This window comes from Marinitoga piezophila KA3, assembly GCF_000255135.1.
Lineage (GTDB): Bacteria > Thermotogota > Thermotogae > Petrotogales > Petrotogaceae > Marinitoga > Marinitoga piezophila.
Genome location: NC_016751.1, coordinates 520,857 through 542,208 on the forward strand (window position 1 = coordinate 520,857; position 21,352 = coordinate 542,208).

17 protein-coding genes, 1 tRNA gene and 1 riboswitch are annotated in these 21,352 nt (G+C 29.3%); of the genes, 17 read left to right on the forward strand and 1 reads right to left on the reverse strand.

What is annotated here, in order from left to right:
* The first annotated feature begins 99 nt into the window (after positions 1 to 99).
* Positions 100 to 174: transfer RNA gene (locus MARPI_RS02575), tRNA-Gln, on the forward strand.
* Between the two features lie 99 nt (positions 175 to 273).
* A complete protein-coding gene (locus MARPI_RS02580; protein ID WP_014296038.1) occupies positions 274 to 1,149 on the forward strand; it encodes a LysR family transcriptional regulator in 876 nt (291 codons plus the stop codon).
* A gap of 21 nt (positions 1,150 to 1,170) precedes the next feature.
* On the opposite strand, the gene MARPI_RS02585 is transcribed toward MARPI_RS02580, so the two are convergent.
* Positions 1,171 to 2,067, reverse strand: a complete 897-nt coding sequence (locus MARPI_RS02585) for a 3-hydroxyacyl-CoA dehydrogenase (RefSeq protein ID WP_014296039.1) — start codon at positions 2,065 to 2,067, stop codon at positions 1,171 to 1,173.
* Positions 2,068 to 2,318: 251 nt separating this feature from the next.
* Here MARPI_RS02585 and MARPI_RS02590 point away from each other — a divergent pair, with 251 nt between their 5' ends.
* The 15 genes from MARPI_RS02590 (at position 2,319) to MARPI_RS02665 (ending at position 21,335) form a co-directional block, all read left to right on the forward strand.
* Positions 2,319 to 3,302 (forward strand): ABC transporter substrate-binding protein, encoded by a 984-nt coding sequence (locus tag MARPI_RS02590; protein ID WP_014296040.1) that lies wholly within the window; start codon positions 2,319 to 2,321, stop codon positions 3,300 to 3,302.
* 46 nt (positions 3,303 to 3,348) lie between these two features.
* Positions 3,349 to 5,040, forward strand: coding sequence for an ABC transporter permease (locus tag MARPI_RS02595; RefSeq protein ID WP_014296041.1), 1,692 nt, complete (start codon positions 3,349 to 3,351; stop codon positions 5,038 to 5,040).
* Positions 5,041 to 5,055: 15 nt separating this feature from the next.
* The gene (locus MARPI_RS02600) at positions 5,056 to 6,132 is read left to right on the forward strand and encodes an ABC transporter ATP-binding protein (RefSeq protein WP_014296042.1); all 1,077 of its coding nucleotides are present in this window, start codon (positions 5,056 to 5,058) and stop codon (positions 6,130 to 6,132) included.
* Positions 6,133 to 6,158: 26 nt separating this feature from the next.
* Positions 6,159 to 7,148: an ABC transporter substrate-binding protein gene (locus tag MARPI_RS02605; RefSeq protein WP_014296043.1), complete on the forward strand. Its 990-nt coding sequence runs from the start codon at positions 6,159 to 6,161 to the stop codon at positions 7,146 to 7,148.
* A gap of 62 nt (positions 7,149 to 7,210) precedes the next feature.
* Complete coding sequence (locus tag MARPI_RS02610; RefSeq protein WP_014296044.1) at positions 7,211 to 9,415, forward strand: ABC transporter permease; 2,205 nt, start codon at positions 7,211 to 7,213, stop codon at positions 9,413 to 9,415.
* A 5-nt stretch (positions 9,416 to 9,420) separates the two neighbouring features.
* A complete protein-coding gene (locus MARPI_RS02615) occupies positions 9,421 to 10,512 on the forward strand; it encodes an ABC transporter ATP-binding protein (RefSeq protein WP_014296045.1) in 1,092 nt (363 codons plus the stop codon).
* Positions 10,513 to 10,594: 82 nt separating this feature from the next.
* Positions 10,595 to 11,353 carry a TlyA family RNA methyltransferase gene (locus MARPI_RS02620; protein WP_014296046.1) on the forward strand — a complete coding sequence of 253 codons (759 nt, stop codon included), beginning with the start codon at positions 10,595 to 10,597 and terminating at the stop codon, positions 11,351 to 11,353.
* 66 nt (positions 11,354 to 11,419) lie between these two features.
* A riboswitch (purine riboswitch) is annotated at positions 11,420 to 11,521 on the forward strand.
* 64 nt (positions 11,522 to 11,585) lie between these two features.
* Positions 11,586 to 13,100: a glutamine-hydrolyzing GMP synthase gene (gene guaA / locus MARPI_RS02625; RefSeq protein ID WP_014296047.1), complete on the forward strand. Its 1,515-nt coding sequence runs from the start codon at positions 11,586 to 11,588 to the stop codon at positions 13,098 to 13,100.
* A gap of 14 nt (positions 13,101 to 13,114) precedes the next feature.
* Positions 13,115 to 14,569 carry an IMP dehydrogenase gene (gene guaB, locus MARPI_RS02630; RefSeq protein ID WP_014296048.1) on the forward strand — a complete coding sequence of 485 codons (1,455 nt, stop codon included), beginning with the start codon at positions 13,115 to 13,117 and terminating at the stop codon, positions 14,567 to 14,569.
* Between the two features lie 115 nt (positions 14,570 to 14,684).
* Positions 14,685 to 15,803 (forward strand): MFS transporter, encoded by a 1,119-nt coding sequence (locus MARPI_RS02635; RefSeq protein ID WP_014296049.1) that lies wholly within the window; start codon positions 14,685 to 14,687, stop codon positions 15,801 to 15,803.
* 18 nt (positions 15,804 to 15,821) lie between these two features.
* Positions 15,822 to 17,570, forward strand: coding sequence for a M3 family oligoendopeptidase (locus MARPI_RS02640; protein ID WP_014296050.1), 1,749 nt, complete (start codon positions 15,822 to 15,824; stop codon positions 17,568 to 17,570).
* Positions 17,571 to 18,128: 558 nt separating this feature from the next.
* Positions 18,129 to 18,407 (forward strand): uberolysin/carnocyclin family circular bacteriocin, encoded by a 279-nt coding sequence (locus tag MARPI_RS02645; RefSeq protein WP_014296051.1) that lies wholly within the window; start codon positions 18,129 to 18,131, stop codon positions 18,405 to 18,407.
* A gap of 1,334 nt (positions 18,408 to 19,741) precedes the next feature.
* Entirely contained in the window at positions 19,742 to 20,227 is a 486-nt protein-coding gene (locus MARPI_RS02655; RefSeq protein ID WP_014296053.1) for an integral membrane protein, read from the forward strand.
* A gap of 24 nt (positions 20,228 to 20,251) precedes the next feature.
* Entirely contained in the window at positions 20,252 to 20,845 is a 594-nt protein-coding gene (locus tag MARPI_RS02660; RefSeq protein ID WP_014296054.1) for an ATP-binding cassette domain-containing protein, read from the forward strand.
* The gene (locus MARPI_RS02665) at positions 20,838 to 21,335 is read left to right on the forward strand and encodes a hypothetical protein (RefSeq protein ID WP_014296055.1); all 498 of its coding nucleotides are present in this window, start codon (positions 20,838 to 20,840) and stop codon (positions 21,333 to 21,335) included. The genes MARPI_RS02660 and MARPI_RS02665 overlap by 8 nt, the downstream gene beginning before the upstream one ends.
* Positions 21,336 to 21,352 lie beyond the last annotated feature (17 nt).

A 21,352-nucleotide genomic window follows, 5' to 3' on the forward strand; every position in this document is an offset into this window, starting at 1 on the left:
CCTCCTCCATTTTTTATTTTTTCGTAATAATCTTATTTAAATCCAGAAACATATTGGTGTTGACAAAATCAAAAATTATGATATAATAAGTATTGTGATTGGGGCGTGGCCAAGCGGTAAGGCGGCGGATTTTGGCTCCGTTATTCGGTGGTTCGAATCCATCCGCCCCAGCCAGAGCCGGCGAAAGCCGGCTTTTTTTATATCTAAACTCCAAAATTTGACGATATTAATTATATCATAAATTTTAAAAATTTGATAATTGGAGATGAGGAAATGGACCTCTTACAATTAAAATATTTCAGGGAATTGGCATACTCCCAGCACATGACTGAATTATCAGAAAAACTACATATCTCTCAGCCATCTTTAAGTATTACTATTTCAAAACTCGAAGAAGAATTGGGAGTAAAATTATTTGATAGAATTGGTAGAAGAATTGTTTTAAATGAATATGGGAAAATTTTTTTAAAACACGTTGATACTATATTTAATGAACTGGAATATGCCAGAGAAGAAATTAAAGAAGCAAAAAAAGCCTGTCATAAAAAGGTAATTTTAGCAACCACCGGAACCATATTTTTATCAAATTTCATTATTGAGTTTTTAGAAAAAAATAAGGATATTAACTTAAAACAATTTATTTCAAATAATGAAGAGGCTATTGAGCTGTTAGAAAAAGGGGAAATAGATTTTGCAATTACTTATCCTCCACTGAAATCCGAAAACATAGAAACTGTTATATTATTTGAAGATGAAATAATGCTTGTAATTCCAGAAAATCATCGTTTTTCTAAAAATAGGGAAATAAGTCTATATGAATTAAAAGATGAAAAATTTATAAATCTTGTAGATCATTATGACTTTAGAAAAGTAACCGATGAAATTTATAAAAAAGCAGGTTTTACACCTAATATCGTTTTTGAGGGTGAATTATCTTTATTAGAAAAATTAATGAAATCAGGTGTTGGAGTTGCCCTTGTTCCAAAATCCATAGTTGAATTATATTCAGACTTCCCTGCAAAAACATTAAAACTCAAAGAACCAAAATTTAAATGGACAATAGGATTTTCATGGTTAAAAAATAAATATATGGTTGATACATTGAAAATATTTAAAGATTGTGTATTTAAATATTATAATATAAAATAAGGCTGTCCCATACGGACAGCCTTATTTTAAAAACTCTGGATCTAAATATTCTGGATTTGGATATTTATAGAACCCTTCGCCTGTACTTACTCCTAATTTATTCTTATCAATAAACATTTCCTTTATTTTTTCTGCACGTTTTAAAATTTTTTCATCCTGTAATTTTTCACCACGCATTTTTATTATATTATAAAGTGTGTTCATTCCTATTAAATCAATAATTCCAAATGGTCCAAACTTAGAGCCGGTACTTATCATCCAGGTTTTATCTATACTTTTATAATCCGCTACTCCATCAAAATACAATGTTTCAGCTGCATGTAATAAAGGTACAAGAAGCGAATTTAAAACATATCCACTTTGTTCTTTTTTCAATGGAATTGGGACCATTCCAATGGCTTTAGCAAATTCAACTACCGTATCAAAAACTTCTTTTGATGTTTTTTCATGACCCATAACCTCTCCAATATTTGCTTCCCAAACCGGATTGGCAAAATGTAAAGCAAGAAATTTTTCTGGCCTTCCTGTAAAGTTCACTAATTGTGAAGGCAACATAGTTGAAGAGTTGGTTGTAAAAATAGTCTTTTCTGGTGCAACAGCAGCAAGTTTTTGATAAATATCCTTTTTTATTTCATATACTTCTGGAACAGATTCACTAATAAGATCAGCTTCTTTTACTGCTTCATTAAGATCTGTAGTATATTTTAACCTTGAAAAAGTTGCTTCAATTTCTTCTGAAGTTGCCCCTTTATTTTTTAGAAAATATTGTGCATATCCTTTATGAAAATTTTTTGATTTCTCTAAAGCATCTTCATTAATATCATAAACAATTACATCAAATCCCTTATATGCTACCTGCCAAGCTATTTGGGAACCTAAAACACCTCCACCAATAATAGTTACATTTTTTATATCCATAATTATCTTCCCCCTTACTTTAGAATTTTAAATATTTCTAATATTCTCATATTCTTAATTATATTACACAAATGCAAAGAAATCTAATACAAAAATATATATATGTATATAAATATTAATTTATATATTCAAAATTCATCACATAAAATTTTGTTACATTTTTAATACAATTTTGTGGATATTTTGATGATTTTTTTATTTAATATAATAGTAGAATGTTATTTCATATTCTACATAAGGGGGTATTACTGATGAAAAGATTGATGTTAGTATTATTTTTGATTTTCGCTTTAACTGTTTCATTTGCTGAACTGATTATTTATAGTAGTGTTGATGAGGCAAATGCAAGAAAAATCTTAAACGCATTTTCCAGAGAAACAGGCATTACAGTAAAATATATATTCCTTTCTTCTGGACCTGCATTAGCAAGACTTGAAGCAGAAAAAAAGAATCCACAGGCAGACGTATGGTTTGGAGCTCCAATGCCAAATCATATTATTGCAAAAGAAAGAGGGCTTACAGAAGCTTATAAAACAACCAGCATTTATGGAATAGCTCCAAATTTCTATGATATCGAAGGTTATTATCACGCATTCTATATGAATCCTCTTGGTATTGGAATTAATTTAAAGGTTTTGGAACAGATAAAGGCAGATATGCCAAAAAGCTGGCAGGATTTATTAAAGCCAGAATATAGAAATATGATTCAATATCCAAGTCCTCAGACTTCAGGTACTGCATATGCATTTATCACAGGACTTATTGAAATTTATGGAGAAGATGGCATGATTGATTATTTAAAGAAATTAGCAAAGAACGTTCAGTCATATACACAAAGTGGAACAGGTCCTTCAAAATCAGTAGGTGTAGGTCAGGCAGGATTGGGAATTCAATTTACACCTGCATTCTTCCAGTTTAAAGAACAGGGCTATCCTATAGAAGTTGTATTCCCTGTTGAAGGCGTTCCATATGAGGCAGCATGTGTATCAATTGTAAAAGGTGCAAAACACAAATATGAAGCAAAAGTACTTGTTGACTGGTTACTTTCAAAAAAAGGTCAGCAAACAATTGTTGATACAAAAACTTTCTTCTATCCTGTAAGACCAGACGTTGATTTTGGAACATTACAACCATTATCAACTATAAAATTAATCAGTGTTGATGAAAACTGGGCTGCACAGAATAAAAAGAGAATTGTAGATAGATGGATAAAAGAGGTATTACCTGTAAAGTAATTTAATAAAAAGGGGGAAATCTCCCCCTTTTTTTGGAGGGATTTTAATGAATATCGCTAATCAAGAGTTTTCAAATAAATTCAAAAATATGCTGAAGAACCCTTCATTAATTATATTGCTTATTCTAATATTTATATCGCTATTTATATTTATAATTTTTCCATTATTGAAGGTCTTTATAATAAGCTTTACAGATAATGAAAACAATTTTTCATTGCAGACATATAAGGATATGTTATCCAATGATTATATGAAACAGGGATTTAGAAACAGTATTCTTGTAGCCTCTTTAACAGCTATTTTAGGAACATTAATAGGATATTTATATGCATATACAATAAACAGGGCAGATATACCTTTTAAACGGTTTTTCAGAACAATTGCAGTAATTCCAATGGTTTTCCCACCATTTATAGGGGCATTGTCAATAATAATGCTTTTTGGTTTTAATGGTTTAATTACTGCAAAAATCTTTGGTATAAGAACCTTCCCTGTTTATGGATTATGGGGATTATTAATAGCACAAATAATTACTTTTTTCCCTGTAGCCTTTATAACCTTAGATGGTGTAATCTCAACAATCTCACCAACACTGGAAGATGCTGCTTTTAATTTAAAAGCAACAAGATTACAGGTATTCCTTAAGGTTGTTCTTCCATTATCTATTCCGGGAATAGCCAGTACAATGCTTGTATTATTTATAGAATCGCTTGCAGACTTTGGTAATCCTTTAATATTAGCTGGTTCAAGATTTCCTATTCTTTCTGTTCAGGCATATCTTCAAATAACCGGCATGTTCGATTTGAGAAGCGGTGCAGCTCTTGCTGTATGGTTATTATTACCTTCTTTAATAGCCTTTATCATACAAAAATACTGGATAGGAAAGAAAAAATATATTACTGTTACCGGAAAACCAAATACATCTCAATTAAAAAGCGTTAGCAAAGGTGCAAAATGGGTATTATTTTCCCTGTGCATGATAGTCTCATTATTCATATTATTAATCTATGTAACCATTTTCTGGGGTGCATTTACAAAAATATGGGGTATGAATAATGAATTTACATTGGAGAACTTTAAATATGTATTTGACGTTGGAAGAGAAGCTATTAAAGATACGCTTACAATTGCTTTAACTTCCACTCCTATTTCTGCATTACTTGGAATGATTATTGCATTCTTAATTGTACGAAAAACATTTCCCGGTAAAAGAACCTTGGAGTTTGTCTCGTTATTAAACTTTGCAGTTCCGGGAACTGTAGTTGGTATTGGATATATATTAGCATTTAATTCAAAGCCATTGTTATTAACAGGGACTTTTGCGATACTTGTATTGAATTTTATATTTAGATATGTGCCAGTAGGTATTCAATCTGGAATTTCACTTTTAAATCAGGTAGATCCGGCAATAGAAGAGGCTGCATATACACTTGGAGCTAATGATAGACAGGTATTTTCAAAGATTACTTTACCTCTCATTGTTCCTGCATTTTTTTCAGCTCTTGTATATTCATTTGTGAGGGCAATGACGGCAATTAGTGCTGCTATATTCCTTGTTTCTGCGGATTGGAATTTAATGACTGTTCAAATATTAAGCCAAACGGATTCAGGAAGATTATCAGAAGCATGTGCATTTTCTGTAATTTTAATAATGATAATTATAATATTTATTTCCCTATTAAAGGTATTCTTAAAAAATAAAGTTTCTCTGATGAATGAAAATTTTGCTTCAGAATAGGCAGGTGTATAACCCATGAGTTTAGAATTAAAGAATATTTATAAAATATTTAAAAGCGAAGGGACAGAAACAGTTGCTGTAAATGATTTTAATCTAAAAGTAGAAGAAGGGCAATTGGTAACCTTTTTAGGGCCTTCAGGTTGTGGAAAAACCACTACATTAAGGATGATTGCAGGATTTGAAATTCCTACCAATGGAAGGATATTTCTCAATGGAGAGGATATTACCAATATGCCACCAAACAAGAGAGATATCTCTATGATGTTTCAAAGCTATGCGTTATTTCCTCATATGACTATAAAAGAAAATATAGAATTTGGTTTAAAATTAAAAAAATTATCAAGAAATGAAATAACTGAAAAAGTGAAAAGAATAATAGAATTAACCAATCTTGAAGGCATGGAAAACAGAAGACCTGACCAAATTTCCGGTGGTCAACAACAGCGTGTTGCACTTGCAAGAAGTCTTGTTATGGAACCAAAGGTATTGTTATTTGATGAACCACTTTCAAATCTTGATGCCAAACTTCGTGAAAGTATGCGTTCTGAAATTAGAAGAATACAAAAGGAACTCAATATTACCAGTATATACGTAACTCATGATCAAATAGAAGCAATGAGCATTTCAGATGTTATTGTTGTAATGAATCAGGGAAAAATTATGCAGGTTGGGAATCCTCTTGAAATATATTCAAAACCCAAAAACAAATTTGTTGCAGATTTTATTGGAAAGGTTAATTTCATAGAAGGCAAGGTTATAGAAAAAAAAGATGATGAATATGTCATATTCAATGAATCGCTTAATCAAAGTTTTACAGGAATTGGTGGTGAAGAATTCAGTATAAATGATTCCGTATTAATTGCCTTACGACCTGAAGCTATAAATACAGAGCCTAAGGAAAACAATATAACCGGAATTATAAAAAAGTTGGTATTTCTTGGTGCGCATGTAGAGTATCAAGTGGAATTAAAAGATGGTCAAACAATAGATATAGTACTCTTTAATCCTATTGAAAATGAAATCCCACCAATTGGCAAAGAAATAAAATTATATTTCAGCAAAAAAGCTGCATGGATAATAAAGAATAATTAAACCATCACATCACAGGGGGTGTTCTTATGAAAAAGAGTATTTTTTTGGTAGTTTTGTTAATCGTTGGCATTATGGTATTTTCAGCAAATGTGGTAAAGGCTTATACAACGCTTGAAGAACCGCTTGCCAAGGAATTATTTGACAGATTTGAAGAAGAAACAGGGATAAAAGTAGAATGGGTAAGATTATCCACAGGTGAAACAGTAGCAAGACTTGAAGCTGAGAGAGAAAATCCACAAGCATCAATTTGGGTAGGAGGAGTAGGTCTTGGACACGTTGAAGCAAAACAAAAGGGTTTAACCACACCTTACAAATCACCTCTTGCACAATATACACCTGCACAGTTTAGAGATCCAGAAAATTATTGGATTGGTTTATATATAGGTGTACTTGCATTTGCTACAAATGAAGAAAGAGCAAAGGAATTAGGTTTAGAAGCACCAAAAGGATGGTTTGATATTATTGATTCAAAGTACAAAGGACTTGTAAGGGTTGCAAATCCTAATACTTCAGGAACAGCATATAATGTTATTACAACAATTTATCATTTATTCCATGAAGACGAAGAATTAACATTTATGTTCTTACATCATCTTGATAGAAGTATAGACCAATATACAAAATCAGGTTCAGCTGGTGGAAAACAGGCTGCTATAGGTGAAATTCCATTTGCAATAGGTTATGCACATGATTTATTTAAATTAATCGCAAACGGTGCTCCATTAAAGGTTACAGTACCAGAAGAAGGAACAGGTTTTGAACTTGCTTCAATGTCATTAATTAAAAACGGACCAAATCCAGTAAATGCAAAGAAATTATATAACTGGATGCTTCAAAAAGAAGCACAGGCTATGATAGCAAAATGGTTTGTAATTCCTGTATCAAAACTTGCTCCAAAGGATAAGGCTCCTTTAAACATTGACGATTTAAGAATTGTAAATCAGAATTTTGTATGGGATGCTGCAAACAGAGAAAGATTAGTAGAAAGATGGAATAAAGAAATTGGTGCAAAGTAAAAATTAAACCTACCAGACGGCATATAGCCGTCTGGTTAAAATAATATTCAGGAGTTGAAAATATGTTCACAAAAAAGAAGATAATATACTTTCTATTATTTTTACTTATTGTTGCTTCTGCAGATATATGGATATTCTCCAGCATAAAGGATTCATATACAAAAATAATAAATGATAATATTCTTGAAACTGGAAAGATAATATTTTCTTCTGTTTCTGATAAAACAGAGGATATTGATTCATGGATTTCTAACGTCGAAAATAATTATGAAAATATAAGAATTATATATATAAAAGGTCTTCCTCAATTTGAGGAAACTACAGAGTTTTATAAAGATAAAGAATTTTATGAATTTTATAAATCTAAACTTTCCGATCCTATTTTTGAAAAAGGATTAGAAAGTGCTGTATATAGCGAATACTTTTTAACGGATAATATGTATTCGTTAGATAATTCGCAGTATAAGATAGTTTTTGCCCCAATATTAACTTCTGAGTATGATATAGTAGGAATAGGAATAATGTTTTTTAATATGGAAGGATATTTAAAATTCTATAGACTATTAAATATTTTTGCTGTTTCAATAATTATGGCATTTGTTTTAGTATATGGGATTATTCTCTTTTCAAGAGATCCTGTAATGAATTTTATTATATTAGGATTATTTGTTATTGTAGGTATATTCACTGCATATCCTCTTTTCGAAGCAGTAAGGCTTACATTTATAAAAAACGGTGAGTTTTCCATGGAAATATGGAAAAAAATACTCACCACTGATCAATATTTAAAGGCTTTCTGGGGAAGTATTAAACTTGGTATTTCAACTGCCACACTTTCAACATTAATAGGCTTTCTATTTGCATTTACCTTAACAAGAACATCTATAAAAGGAAAGAAATTTTTCAGCACAATGGCTACATTACCTGTTATTTCTCCACCATTTTCTTTAACATTATCCATATTATTGCTATTTGGAAACAATGGACTTATCACAAAAAAAATATTGCATTTGCAAAATTTTAGTATATACGGTTTAACGGGATTAACCCTTGTTCAAACAATGGGAATGTTCCCAATAGCCTATTTAACAATGGCAGGAATACTTCATGCAATAGATTCAACATTGGAAGATGCTGCACTTGATTTAAACGCATCAAAATTAAAAACATTCTTAACGGTTACATTACCGTTGTCAGTACCAGGAATATTAAGCGCCTGGCTTCTTGTATTTACCAATTCACTTGCTGATTTTGCAAATCCATTGATATTATCTGGAAATTATAGAGTACTTTCTGTTGAGGCTTATCTTGAAGTTACTGGTATGAATAGATTGGGAAATGGTGCAGCATTATCATTGTTGTTATTAATGCCAACCATTACTGCTTTTCTTGTTCAGAGATTCTGGGTATCAAAAAAATCATTTGTTACCGTAACAGGAAAACCTTCACCACGTATTACTGAATTGGTATCAAAAACTGTTAAAGTAACTTTGGTAACCTTAATGGTATTAATAGTGGTATTTTTGATTTCATTATACGGTACAATTGTAGCTGGATGTTTCGTGAGAAATTGGGGTATTGATTATACATTTACACTCGAAAACATCAAAGAGGCTCTTCAAAGAGGTAAAGATGCAATTACAGACACTGTAACGCTTGCAACAATTGCAACACCTCTTGCTGGAATTCTTGCAATGCTCACAGCATTAATTCTTGTTAGAAAAAACTTTAAAGGAAAGAGAATATTTGAAATACTTATAATGGCTCCATTTGCTATTCCTGGAACATTAATAGGTATCAGTTATATTCTTGCATTTAATAAACCACCATTAATATTAGTAGGAACAGGAGCTATTATAGTTATAAATTATATTATCAGGGAATTGCCTGTTGGCGTTGAAGGCGGAGTTGCAGCATTAAGACAAATAGATCCATCAATAGAAGAGGCTGCTCAAGATCTTGGTGCCGATGTACCAACGGTATTTAAAACTATAGTATTGCCATTATTAAGGCCTGCATTTATTTCAAGTTTATCCTACACATTTGTCAGGTCAATGACAGCTGTTAGTGCTGTAATATTCTTAATATCAGCAAAATGGTATCACATTACTGTTTTGATATATAATTTCTCAGAAAATCTGAGATTTGGTTTAGCCAGTGTTCTTGCAACAACATTAATCATTATAGTGCTTATAGCCTTCGGATTAATGCGATTAATAGTAAGACAAAGTGAAACACTTGAAAAAACCGTTTCCGGTGAGAGGTGAAAATTATGAAGAAAAAACAGGTATCCTTAAGATTGGAAAATGTAACTAAAATATTCAAGGACAGGAAAAATAATACAGAGGTAATAGCAGTAAACAATTCTACCTTTGAAATAAAACCAGGAGAACTCATTACATTGCTTGGACCTTCTGGTTGCGGAAAAACTACTACATTGCGTATGGTTGCCGGATTTGAATTACCAACGAAAGGAAAAATATATATAGGAAATGAAGACGTAACTTTCCTACCTCCTAATAAAAGAGATACTGCAACTGTTTTCCAGAGTTATGGATTGTTTCCACATATGACAGTATTTGACAATGTAGCATATGGTTTGAAATTAAGAAAATTATCCAGGGAAGAAATAGAAAAGCGTGTTTTTGAAGCGCTTGAAATGGTTGGATTAAAGGATTTAGCATCAAGGGCACCATCAAGACTATCAGGAGGACAACAACAAAGGGTTGCGCTGGCACGTTCAATTATAGTAGAACCGGCTATATTGCTCCTTGATGAACCACTCTCCAATTTAGATGCTTTACTCAGGGAACAAATGAGAATTGAAATTAAAAAAATACAGAGAAAATTAGGAATTACAGCTATATATGTTACGCATGATCGTGTTGAAGCAATGAGTTTGTCTGACAGAATAATAGTAATGAAAGATGGAAAAATTATGCAAATTGGAACACCTGTTGAAATATATGAAGATCCAATCTCTAAATTTGTAGCCGGATTTATAGGGAAGGTTGCCTTTTTTACAGTTGATGTAATAGGAAAAGAAAATGACAATATAGTAATTGATTTTAAAGGAAGAAAATTAATTATGAAAAAGTATGATAAAGAGTTAAATAGCGGAGATAAAGGTGTTTTAATGGCAAGACCAGAGTCTCTAATTTTAAAAGAAGAAAAAGAAGGGTTAATAGAAGGAAGGATAAAAATAAATGTATATCTCGGAAATACTGTAGAATCATTTATTGATACAGAATACGGTGAAATAATGGTTCAAATTGATAATCCTGGACAAAAAAAGATTTTCCCGGAAGGTGCTGCAGTTTCTATAGACATTGTCCCTGAATTGTGTAAGGTATTTAAGGAATAATAAAATTATTGCAAATGAGGCTTTGAATAAAAAGCCTCATTTCATTTTAAGCACGGTATGATATAATTTAATAAAAGGCTTATTGAAAAATCTTGAATTTTATAGAAAGGGTGATGGAAAAATTAGATTGGATATATTTTTAGTTAATAATAAATACGTTGATTCACGTGAAAAAGCACAAAGGCTTATAAAAGAAGGAAAGGTTTATGTAAATAATCAAAAAATTACAAAACCATCTAAAAAAGTAGATGAAAATGCTACAATAAAAATTACAGAAACAGAAAAATACGTAAGCAGAGCTGCATATAAATTATTAAAGGCTATTAAAGAATTTCAACCTAAAATAAATAACAAAATATGTGTAGACATTGGTTCCTCTACAGGAGGATTTACTCAGGTATTACTGGAAAATGGTGCAAAAAAAGTTTACTGTATAGATTCAGGAACAAATCAGCTTCATGAAAGCTTAAGAAATAACGAAAAAATAGTTTTAATGGAAAACACAAATGCTCGATACCTTAGAAAAGAAGATTTTGAATCTGTAGAATTTTTTACCAGTGATGTTTCTTTTATTTCAATTACAAAAATTATTCCATCAATAAAAGAAATTACTGCTAATAATGCAGAGGGAATAATACTCATAAAACCTCAATTTGAATTGGAACCATCAAAATTATCAAAAGGTATAGTTAAAAAGGAAGAATATAGAGAAGAAGCTATAAAAAAGGTTTTTAATTCATTAATTGAAAATGGATTTGAAATAAAAGGAATGGTAGAATCGCCAATTAGAGGTAAAGACGGTAATATTGAATATCTGGTCTATATAAAGAAAATCAATTAACAGAGTATTAATTATAAAGCAAAAAAAATAACGTTTTTATCTGTTAAAATACAGAAAAAATTAAATATTCTGGAATTTTTCTTTTCCTATATAATTCCGGTAATATGGTCCGGAAGTCTCTACCAGATGGCCGTAAACCATCTGACTATAGGAAAAGGGGAGCTTAATATATATAATAATATATAATGCACCTCTTTTCCTGAGAGGTGCATTATTTTTATAGGAGGTGCCTATGAAAAAAGTATTGATTATTGATTATGGTTCGCAATATACACAACTATTAGCAAGACGTATTAGAGAAATGGAAATCTACTCTGAAGTTGCTCCACATGACGCTGAAATCACCAATTTAGAAGATATAACAGCTATTATACTATCTGGAGGTCCAAAAAGCGTTAACGATAAGGATGCGTTAGAAATTCCTGATTGGATATTCAAGTTAGATGTTCCAATATTGGGAATCTGTTATGGAATGCAGGCATTGGCAAAAAAACTTGGGGGCAAAGTTGAGAAAACAGAAGTTTCTGAATATGGAAAAACAATAATAAAAGTAAGCAATAACGTATTATTCTCAGAAATACCGGAAAAGATTATAACCTGGATGAGCCATGGCGATTCTGTTGTTGCACTTCCAGAAGGAAGCGAAATTATTGCTACTACTTATAATGGTATAAATGCTGCTGTAAAGTTTTCTGAAAAAATTTACGGGATTCAATTTCATCCAGAAGTAAAACACACAGAATTTGGATTTGAAATACTTGAAAATTTCCTCATTAAAATTGCAAAACTGGAAAAAAACTGGTCTCTTGAAAATCTCATCGAAAATAAAATAAAAGAAATAAAAGAAACAGTTGGTAATTCAAAAGCCATCATTGCACTTTCTGGCGGAGTAGATTCTTCTGTTGCTGCAGTATTGGTACACAAAGCCATAGGGGAACAATTGAAAGCAGTGTTCGTAAACCACGGATTAATGAGATTAAATGAAGAAATTGAAGTAAAAAAGATATTCAATGAATTATTAGGTATAAATCTTACAGTTGTAGATGCACAAAAAAGATTTTTATCTAAATTAAGCGGTGTTACTGATCCTGAAAAAAAAAGAAAAATAATAGGAGAAGAGTTTATACGCGTATTTGAAAACGAAGCAACTAATGAATATGAATTTCTCGTTCAGGGAACTATATATTCTGACGTAATTGAAAGTGCCGCATCAGGAAAAAATACGGCAAAAATAAAGAGCCACCACAATGTAGGCGGATTGCCGGAAGATATGAAATTTAAAATAATAGAACCTTTAAGGAATCTTTTCAAAGATGAAGTAAGAGAAGTTGGAAAATTATTGGGAATACCTGAACATATATTATACAGACATCCATTTCCTGGTCCAGGATTGGCAATACGTATAATTGGAGAAATCACAGAAGAAAAGCTAAATATATTAAAAAAAGCGGACCATATATTTATAGAAACATTAAAAGAGTTTAACTGGTATAACAAAGTATGGCAGGCTTTTACTGTTTTAACACCAATAAAGAGCGTTGGCGTTGTTGGCGATGAAAGAAGTTATGATTATGTGCTTGCAATACGCTCTGTAGATAGCGTAGAAGGAATGACTGCTGATTGGTCAAAAATCCCTTTTGAAATACTTGAAAAAGCCTCAAGTCGTATTGTAAATGAAGTAAATGGTGTTGGAAGAGTTGTATATGACATAACCTCAAAACCCCCGGCAACAATTGAATGGGAATAGAAAGGAGCGATAAAATGTTTAGAGAAGGATTGACATTTGATGATGTATTATTATTACCAAAATACAGTGAAGTAATTCCTTCGGAAATTGAAACAAAATCCATACTTGTTAAAGATATATATTTAAACACACCTTTTCTTTCAGCAGCAATGGATACAGTAACTGAAGGCTTAATGGCAAAAGCAATAGCCCATGAAGGCGGTATTGGTATAATTCATAAAAATCTAACTATAGAAGAACAGGCTCATGAAATAGAAAAGGTAAAAAAAGCGGAAAATGGCATAATATACGATCCAATAACAATAACTCCAGACACAACAATATACGAAGCGGAAAAATTAATGGCTGAATACAAAATAGGGGGATTACCTGTTGTAGATGAAAATAATAAATTATTGGGAATATTGACAAATAGAGATATGCGTTTTGAAAAAAACACATCAAAAAAGGCAAAAGAATTAATGACACCTTTTAAAGACCTTGTTGTCGCAGGGCCACACATTACAGTAGTTGAGGCAAAAGAAATACTTCATCAAAATAAAATAGAAAAATTACCTATTATAAATGAAAATAATGAATTAATTGGTTTAATAACAATAAAAGATATAATATCCGTAGTTGAACATCCAAATGCTTCAAGAGATAAAAAGGGAAGATTATTAGTTGGTGGAGCAATTGGGGTTTCTGATGGGTTAGAACGTGCAAAAGCTCTTATAAAAGCAGGTGTTGATGTATTGGTACTCGATTCAGCACATGGTCATTCAAAAAATATACTGGAGACATTGAAAAAAATAAAAAGCAAATATCCTGAAGTACCTATTATTGCTGGAAACATTGCAACAGCAGAAGCAGCAAAAGACTTAATAAAAGCCGGTGCAGATGCTGTAAAAGTAGGAATTGGTCCCGGTTCTATTTGTACAACAAGAATAGTTGCTGGCATAGGTGTTCCGCAATTAACAGCAATAATGGATGTAGTTAGCGTTGCAAAAAAACATAATATACCTGTAATAGCCGATGGGGGAATACGATATTCAGGAGATATAGTAAAAGCATTGGCTGCTGGTGCCAATACCGTAATGCTTGGAAGTTTATTTGCAGGAACAGAAGAAGCTCCCGGTGAAACTATACTTTATCAGGGAAGGAAATACAAAACATATAGAGGAATGGGTTCAATTGGAGCAATGAAAAGAGGCAGTAAAGATAGATATTTCCAGAGCAATGTAGAAGAAACAGAAAAGCTGGTACCAGAAGGTGTAGAAGGAATGGTGCCTTATAAAGGAAAAGCAAAAGAAGTAATTTATCAATTGCTTGGCGGATTAAAGGCTGGAATGGGATATATAGGCGCAAAAAATATTGCAGAATTGCATGAAAAAGCAGAATTTATAAAAATCACAGCTGCAAGTATGAAAGAAAGTCATCCTCATGATATATCCATCACCAAAGAATCGCCAAATTATTCAATAAAGTAATACTATTTATGATGCGGCTACATTTGTAGCCGCATTATATATATAATAAATTATTGGACAATTTTTAATTTTTGTGGTATAATTTTGTTCGTAAAACTAACAAAGGGGTGATACAGTGACTTTCGCCATTTCAATTGCTCATTTTTTAGCCGACTTTTTAAACTCTTTCTTTAAACCGTTAGGTCCATACTTCATTGAAAGATATAATATTGACAGTAGAACATTTACAAGCTTACTTTCTTTAATAGGTGCATTGTCATCGATTTTGCAAATATTTTTTGGATTATATTTTGATAGGAGAAAACGCGATGGTGTATATATTATTTCTATATTGATAATGGAAATAATATTGATTTCTATCTTAGGATTTGTAAACAGTTTCTGGATTTCACTGATAGTAATATTTTTTACAAGATTGTTTAATTCTGCTTTTCATCCTATTGGTGCCAGTTTTGCAGGAAGAGAGAACAAAGGACATCATATTGCCTGGTTCTCAGTATTTGGAACATTTGGAGCTGCAATGGGACCAATATTTATTACAATGTATCTCAGCATAGTTGGATTTGAAAAAATCTATTACGTTGGGCTTATAGCATTATTATTTATTCCTTATTTATATAAAAAATTATGGAAATATGAAAAACAACAAATAGCAGAAAAAAGATTCCCTCAACTTTCTGAAGCACTTACATTAATTCCTATTTTTTTAATGGTAACCCTAAGAGGTTTTGTAATGGATATATTCCATACATTTGTACCTATATACGTTAATTTGCACGGTGCCAGTCTTGTTGTAGGTGGTGCTACTTTAAGTATTGGTATGATTATCGGAATGTTTACCAATTTCTATGGAACAAAATTAATGGAAAAAATAGGTATTAGGTTTATAAATTTAATTGGTTTCCTTGGAATGGGTATTGCCGGTATATTATTATTAATGGTTGATACATCATTTTTAAGAATAATAGCCTTTGCATTATTTGATGCCTTTGGATTTTTAACAATGTCAGCAAATATTGTTGAGGCACAGAGTCTAATGCCTAAAAATAAAAGTTTTGCTTCATCGGTATCAATGGGATTTGCCTGGGCTATAGGAAATTTCATATCCAGTGGATATGCTGCAATTTTTGGAAATAACGTCTCTTTTGTTTTATATAGCGTTAGCATATTTTCCATATTTCTTGGTATAATATATCCTATATACTATAAAAATAAAAAAAGATTTAATAATTAAATTTCAGGAGGTGTGAAAATGAAGTGGGATTTAACTTTTTTCTATGATTCACCAGAAAATGAACAAATTAAAAAGGATTTTGAAAATGCGCTTGAAGGAGCAAAAAAGTTAAAAGAAAAATATTATCCTATACTTTCTTCAAAAGAATTATCAGCTAAAGAGGTTAAAAATTTTCTTGAAGAATTGGAAAAACTTATTGAAAAACCATATTTTGCAATGCAATATGCAAGTTTATTATACTCTGCAAATACTCAGGATAAAACAGCTCAAAAATTAGTTGCTATGGGACAGGATTACCTTACAAAAGGAGAAATGGAACTTTCATTCTGGAAACCTGTATTATTAAGCCATTCACTTGAAAAGCTTGAAGAATTAAAAAATTCACCTGAATTAGAAAAGTATAAACATGTACTTGAAGTATTAATTGAAGAAAAACCTCATGTTTTAAGTGAAGACGCTGAAAAAGCTTTATCTGCTTTAGAACCTGCTGGAAGAAGAGCATTTAGCAAGTTATATGAAAAATTAGTTTCCTCATATACATTTGAAATTGAAATTGACGGTGAATTAAAAACAATGACAGGTGCTGAAATTCGTTCATTAAGACAACATCCTGACAAAGATTTAAGACAAAAAGCAATGAAAATGTTCTTTGAAAGATATGAAAAGGATAAAATCATATTAGAAAGCACATTTAATTCAGTTGCAAAATATTACGATACAGAAAGCAAATTAAGAAACTATCCAGAACCAATTTCCATGAGAAATATGGCAAATGAGGTTAAAGATGAAATTGTAAAAATGGTAATAGATGTAACCACAGAGCAAACACCTATTGTTCATAAATACTATAAATGGAAAAGAGATTTCCTTGGATACGATATAACCCTTGCTGACATCTATGCACCATTAAAACCGGTAAAAAAGGAAATATCCTTTGAAGATGCAAAAAAATTGGTACTTGATGCCTACTATGAATTTGACAAAGAGATTGGGGATATTGTAAAATCATTCTTTGATGAAAACAGAATTGATTCTGAAATTCAACCTGGAAAACGTGGTGGAGCATTCTGTTCATATAATATTCCTAACTACAAACCATTTATATTACTCAACTATACAGGAAACATGAGAGATGTAATGACATTAGCACATGAACTAGGACATGGTGTGCATGGGACATTATCTTCAAAACAGTCATTATTAAATTATCATACACCATTAACAATGGCAGAAGTAGCTTCTGTATTTGGCGAAATGCTCGTAATGGACAAATTACTAAAGGAATTAGAAGGCGAAGAAAAACAGATGTTTATAGCTTCAAAAATAGAGGATATGTTCGCAACAATGTTCAGGCAAAACATGTTTGCTAGATTCGAAATACAGTCACACAAAATGATTGATGAAAATGGAATGGCTTCATGGGAAGAATTGTCAGAATTATATGAAAAAGAATTAAAAATAATGTTTGGTGATTCTGTAAAAATCCCTGAAGAATACAAATACGAATGGAGCACAATACCTCATATGCTTGCAGTACCATTCTATGTATATGCATATAACTTTGCAAATCTTCTTGTAATTGCATTATATGAAAAATATCTTGAAGAAGGAAAAGCATTTATCCCGAAATATAAAGAATTATTATCCAGCGGTGGAAATGCAGCTCCAGAAAAATTACTTGAAAAACTGGATATTGATATTACTAAAAAAGAATTCTGGGAAAAAGGCTTTAAATATATAGAAAGAGAACTAATTAATAAGTTATAAAAAGAAAACAGCCATATATTATGTGTCTGATAGACTGAAAACAAACCTCTTTGCTAAATCAAGCAAAGAGGTTTGTTGTTCTAAATATGCGACAAAAAAAGAAAAATTAATTATAATTTTACTCGGATTTCACATTATATATTGATATCTTTTTTTCTTTTTGATATAATGATTGTGAAATAAATAATTAAAAACTAATATCTTTTGATTATAGTGTAACAAATATTAAAAATATATATTTGTTAGGTTTTATTATGAATTATTAGTTATAAATTTCACAATATTATCAATGATATTATTATAATAGCTGGTATAAATGGATATAGTTACAGAAAAAAATCTTTAAAAACCGTTATTCAAATCAATATTATAAGTAAGAGGTCAATTTTTTACCCCAGGGGGTCAAAAGTTATTAGTTGACATTTGCATTCAGTCGGCTGAGTTCTTCTGGTACCAGATGAAATATACGATAGAACTTTCTTAATTATATTATAAAAACTCTTTGAAAACATTTTCTCAAACTTTAATATAATACTTAATCAAAGGAGGAGGAGTCTTATGAAGAATAAAAATATATTTTTTATAGAAATTTTTATAACCCTTAGTCTTTTTAGTGTCTTTTTTACTTTTTCAAGTATTAATTTAGCATCTATGCTTGGAATCTCAAAACATGCAGCTGAAAAGGTTATAGATATCATTGATACATTTTCAACGGTAACAACAATTATTTCAATTATTACAGCAGTTATTGGAGCAGGAGCAATTACAGCAGGACTTGTTGCTGTTGCAAAAAAAATGATAAAAAAATATGGCAAAAGATATGCAACTATGTGGTAATCTTTTTTAATTAAAAAGGGAAGAATGATTTAATCATTCTTCCCTTTTCAAGGAGGAGATAAATATCAAATTACTCATAAAATATTGGATAAATAATTTTAAAATAGTTGAAGATACATTTATAAACTCCTTTATTTTTTTGTTCATATATATTTTCATGATCTTAAGTTCTTTTTTTCTATATATTTTTCTTCTAGATAAAAATAATTTTTTAATAATTTATTTTTTTTCATTTCTATTATTTGACTATAATTTTCCTAATATTATTTCACTATTAAAACAGTATAGAAATGTACATTATTTAGTATCCAGGGAAGTTACTGCTAAATATGTTATATTTACTTTTTTAAGATTGAATCTTTTTAGCAGTATATTTATTATTTCAAATATATTGTTATTTTTATTATATTACAATGATTATAAAAAACTATTATTTTTGTTAATTAATTTTTTACTTCAAATTACCTTATTTTTTGTGAAAATATATACAAAGAAGGAAAAGTATATACTTATAGTTTTTGTTTTTCTTTATTTATTGTATATTTTAAAAATAAACATATTATTTTTTATTCCTGTTATTATTATTAATGTTATATTTTTATATCGCACATGGTTTTCACAATTAAAAAATATAATTATTAATGATAAAAAGTTTTCAGAATACCTTTTTTATTCAGAAAAAATTACTTCATGTCACTCTTTAATACTTTTTTTTAAGAGATTACCATTAAAAGAGTATGCTGAATTCATATTCGTTTGTTTTGGAGCAATTATTACCTATCATTTTTTTGGATTATATTCAGCAGAATATTTTTTAATAATTTTGTTACTAGCAGAATTAGAGATAGTTTTTGAAAAAAATTTTTTGAATTTTGACAGAGAATATAGTAAATATATATTTTTTAAAACCACAATACGTCCATATAAAAATTGGTTTCTTAATTCATATGAATTGAAAATAGGAATTATTTTTACCGTTATTATATTTTTATTTTTGTTTTTTATAGTATTTTCTGAAGGATTAAATTTTTATATTTTATTATTTTTTATAAATCTTCTTTTACTAATGGTGTACATAGTAAAATCTTATATTTTCGTTTATTACAAATCTCTTGAAAATAAAAGAAAAATAAATCATTATTTTTTGTTTGCATTTATAATATTTGTAGCAATAATTTTTCAAGTTCCTGATATGTATAGTAAAATCTTTTTTAAAATCCAAGGGTATCGCAAAATATATGGAGAATTCTTTAAAATTACCTTTTTGATGATTTTAAATATATTTAATATCCATAAACTGATATCTGATTATATTTTTAAAAAAAGGTGAATGTATGCCAAGAAAAAGACATATTTCTATTTATCTAATATTGTACCTATTTTTATGTTTTGAATTAATATATTTTTATGATAAGATATTTTGTTTATCCGGGGAAATATATGCAATACCACAAAAACATAGCTTTAAATTAGCTATTGATATTATATTAAATAATTTAAAAAATTTTATATCTTATATATTTTTATTTCCTTTAATGCCAGTATTCTGGATAATTGATCTATTTTCAACAACCTGGAGTATTTATATTGGTATAAAATCAGTAGGTTTATATAATACTTTTGATAAACTTTTTCCACATATTGTTATAGAATTTCCAAATTATATTATCTATTCTTATATATCCTATTGCCTTATGCTTAATTTTTATAGATTTAAATACAATGTGATTTTAAAAATATTTTCTGAATATAAGAGCATTTTATTAATAAATATTTTTTCTATTATAATAAGTGGGTTTGTAGAAGGTTTAATATCCTAATAAATAATAGGAGGAAAATTCTAAATGCTTGAACTTAAAAACTGCTCTAAGAAATATGGAAATAAAGTTATTTTTGAAAATGTATCCTATACTTTTTATAATAATATATATTGGTTAAAAGGAGAAAACGGAATAGGAAAAAGTGTATTTCTTAGATGCCTTTCAAATATAGAAGAATTTAGTGAAGGAATATATAAAAATAATTTTAAAAAAATTTTGTATATTCCAGAATTTTCACTTAATGAAGACTGGCTAACATTAGAAGAAAATATAAGATTATTTATGTATTATCATAATATAAAAATTACAGAAAATACCTTTAAAGAGATTTTAAAAAAATTAAATATAAATGATTTTTCCATATTTCCTTATAAAGCGTCTATGGGGACAAATTTAAAAACAATTTTTTCATTAATTTTTATACCAAAAGTGTGGAGTTTAATTGTAATTGATGAAACTCTTTCTCATATTGATATAAAAACACAAAATATTATATTTAATGAGTTAAAAAAAAGAGTATCTGAAGGAACAATAATAATATTTACTTATCACGGAATTTTAAATAGTCATAAATTTATAGAATTAACCTTAAAAAAGGAAGGGATATTTTGTGATTAAAAAAGAACACATTATTTTTCTTTTAACTTATATTGGTGCATTATATATATTTATTTCTTTTATTTTTGAATATTTTCAAAATAATCCTGAAATGAAAAAAAATATTGTTGATTTAGCTCAAAATATAGATATAAATATTTTATATTTAGATAAAATAATTATAGTTATTTCTTTTATTATTTTTTTCTTTTCATTTGTAATAGAGATATGGTTAAATAAATTATTTTTTGATTTTTTCTATTTGAAAATTAAAGAATTAAAGTTAGCAATAGGTATTTTAATAAGTAACATCTTCTCTATATTGATAGGTATCTTCCTTTTAAAAATAAAAATAAAATTTTATATATTACTTGTATTTACAAATTTTATTGGAATACTGATAATGATTATTTTATTTTCTGACGAATTAAAAAATAAAAAATTGTATTATGGTATATTTTTTGGCATAGTATATAGTATAAATTTTGTTATCCATTATTTTGGTAAATAAACCTTATTTTTTAAAAT

Coding starts and splice junctions, on each gene's coding strand:
- MARPI_RS02580 (WP_014296038.1), top strand. CDS start 274: ATGGACCTCTTACAATTAAAATATTTCAGGGAATTGGCATACTCCCAG.
- MARPI_RS02585 (WP_014296039.1), bottom strand. CDS start 2,067: ATGGATATAAAAAATGTAACTATTATTGGTGGAGGTGTTTTAGGTTCC.
- MARPI_RS02590 (WP_014296040.1), top strand. CDS start 2,319: ATGAAAAGATTGATGTTAGTATTATTTTTGATTTTCGCTTTAACTGTT.
- MARPI_RS02595 (WP_014296041.1), top strand. CDS start 3,349: ATGAATATCGCTAATCAAGAGTTTTCAAATAAATTCAAAAATATGCTG.
- MARPI_RS02600 (WP_014296042.1), top strand. CDS start 5,056: ATGAGTTTAGAATTAAAGAATATTTATAAAATATTTAAAAGCGAAGGG.
- MARPI_RS02605 (WP_014296043.1), top strand. CDS start 6,159: ATGAAAAAGAGTATTTTTTTGGTAGTTTTGTTAATCGTTGGCATTATG.
- MARPI_RS02610 (WP_014296044.1), top strand. CDS start 7,211: ATGTTCACAAAAAAGAAGATAATATACTTTCTATTATTTTTACTTATT.
- MARPI_RS02615 (WP_014296045.1), top strand. CDS start 9,421: ATGAAGAAAAAACAGGTATCCTTAAGATTGGAAAATGTAACTAAAATA.
- guaA (WP_014296047.1), top strand. CDS start 11,586: ATGAAAAAAGTATTGATTATTGATTATGGTTCGCAATATACACAACTA.
- guaB (WP_014296048.1), top strand. CDS start 13,115: ATGTTTAGAGAAGGATTGACATTTGATGATGTATTATTATTACCAAAA.
- MARPI_RS02640 (WP_014296050.1), top strand. CDS start 15,822: ATGAAGTGGGATTTAACTTTTTTCTATGATTCACCAGAAAATGAACAA.
- MARPI_RS02645 (WP_014296051.1), top strand. CDS start 18,129: ATGAAGAATAAAAATATATTTTTTATAGAAATTTTTATAACCCTTAGT.
- MARPI_RS02655 (WP_014296053.1), top strand. CDS start 19,742: ATGCCAAGAAAAAGACATATTTCTATTTATCTAATATTGTACCTATTT.
- MARPI_RS02660 (WP_014296054.1), top strand. CDS start 20,252: ATGCTTGAACTTAAAAACTGCTCTAAGAAATATGGAAATAAAGTTATT.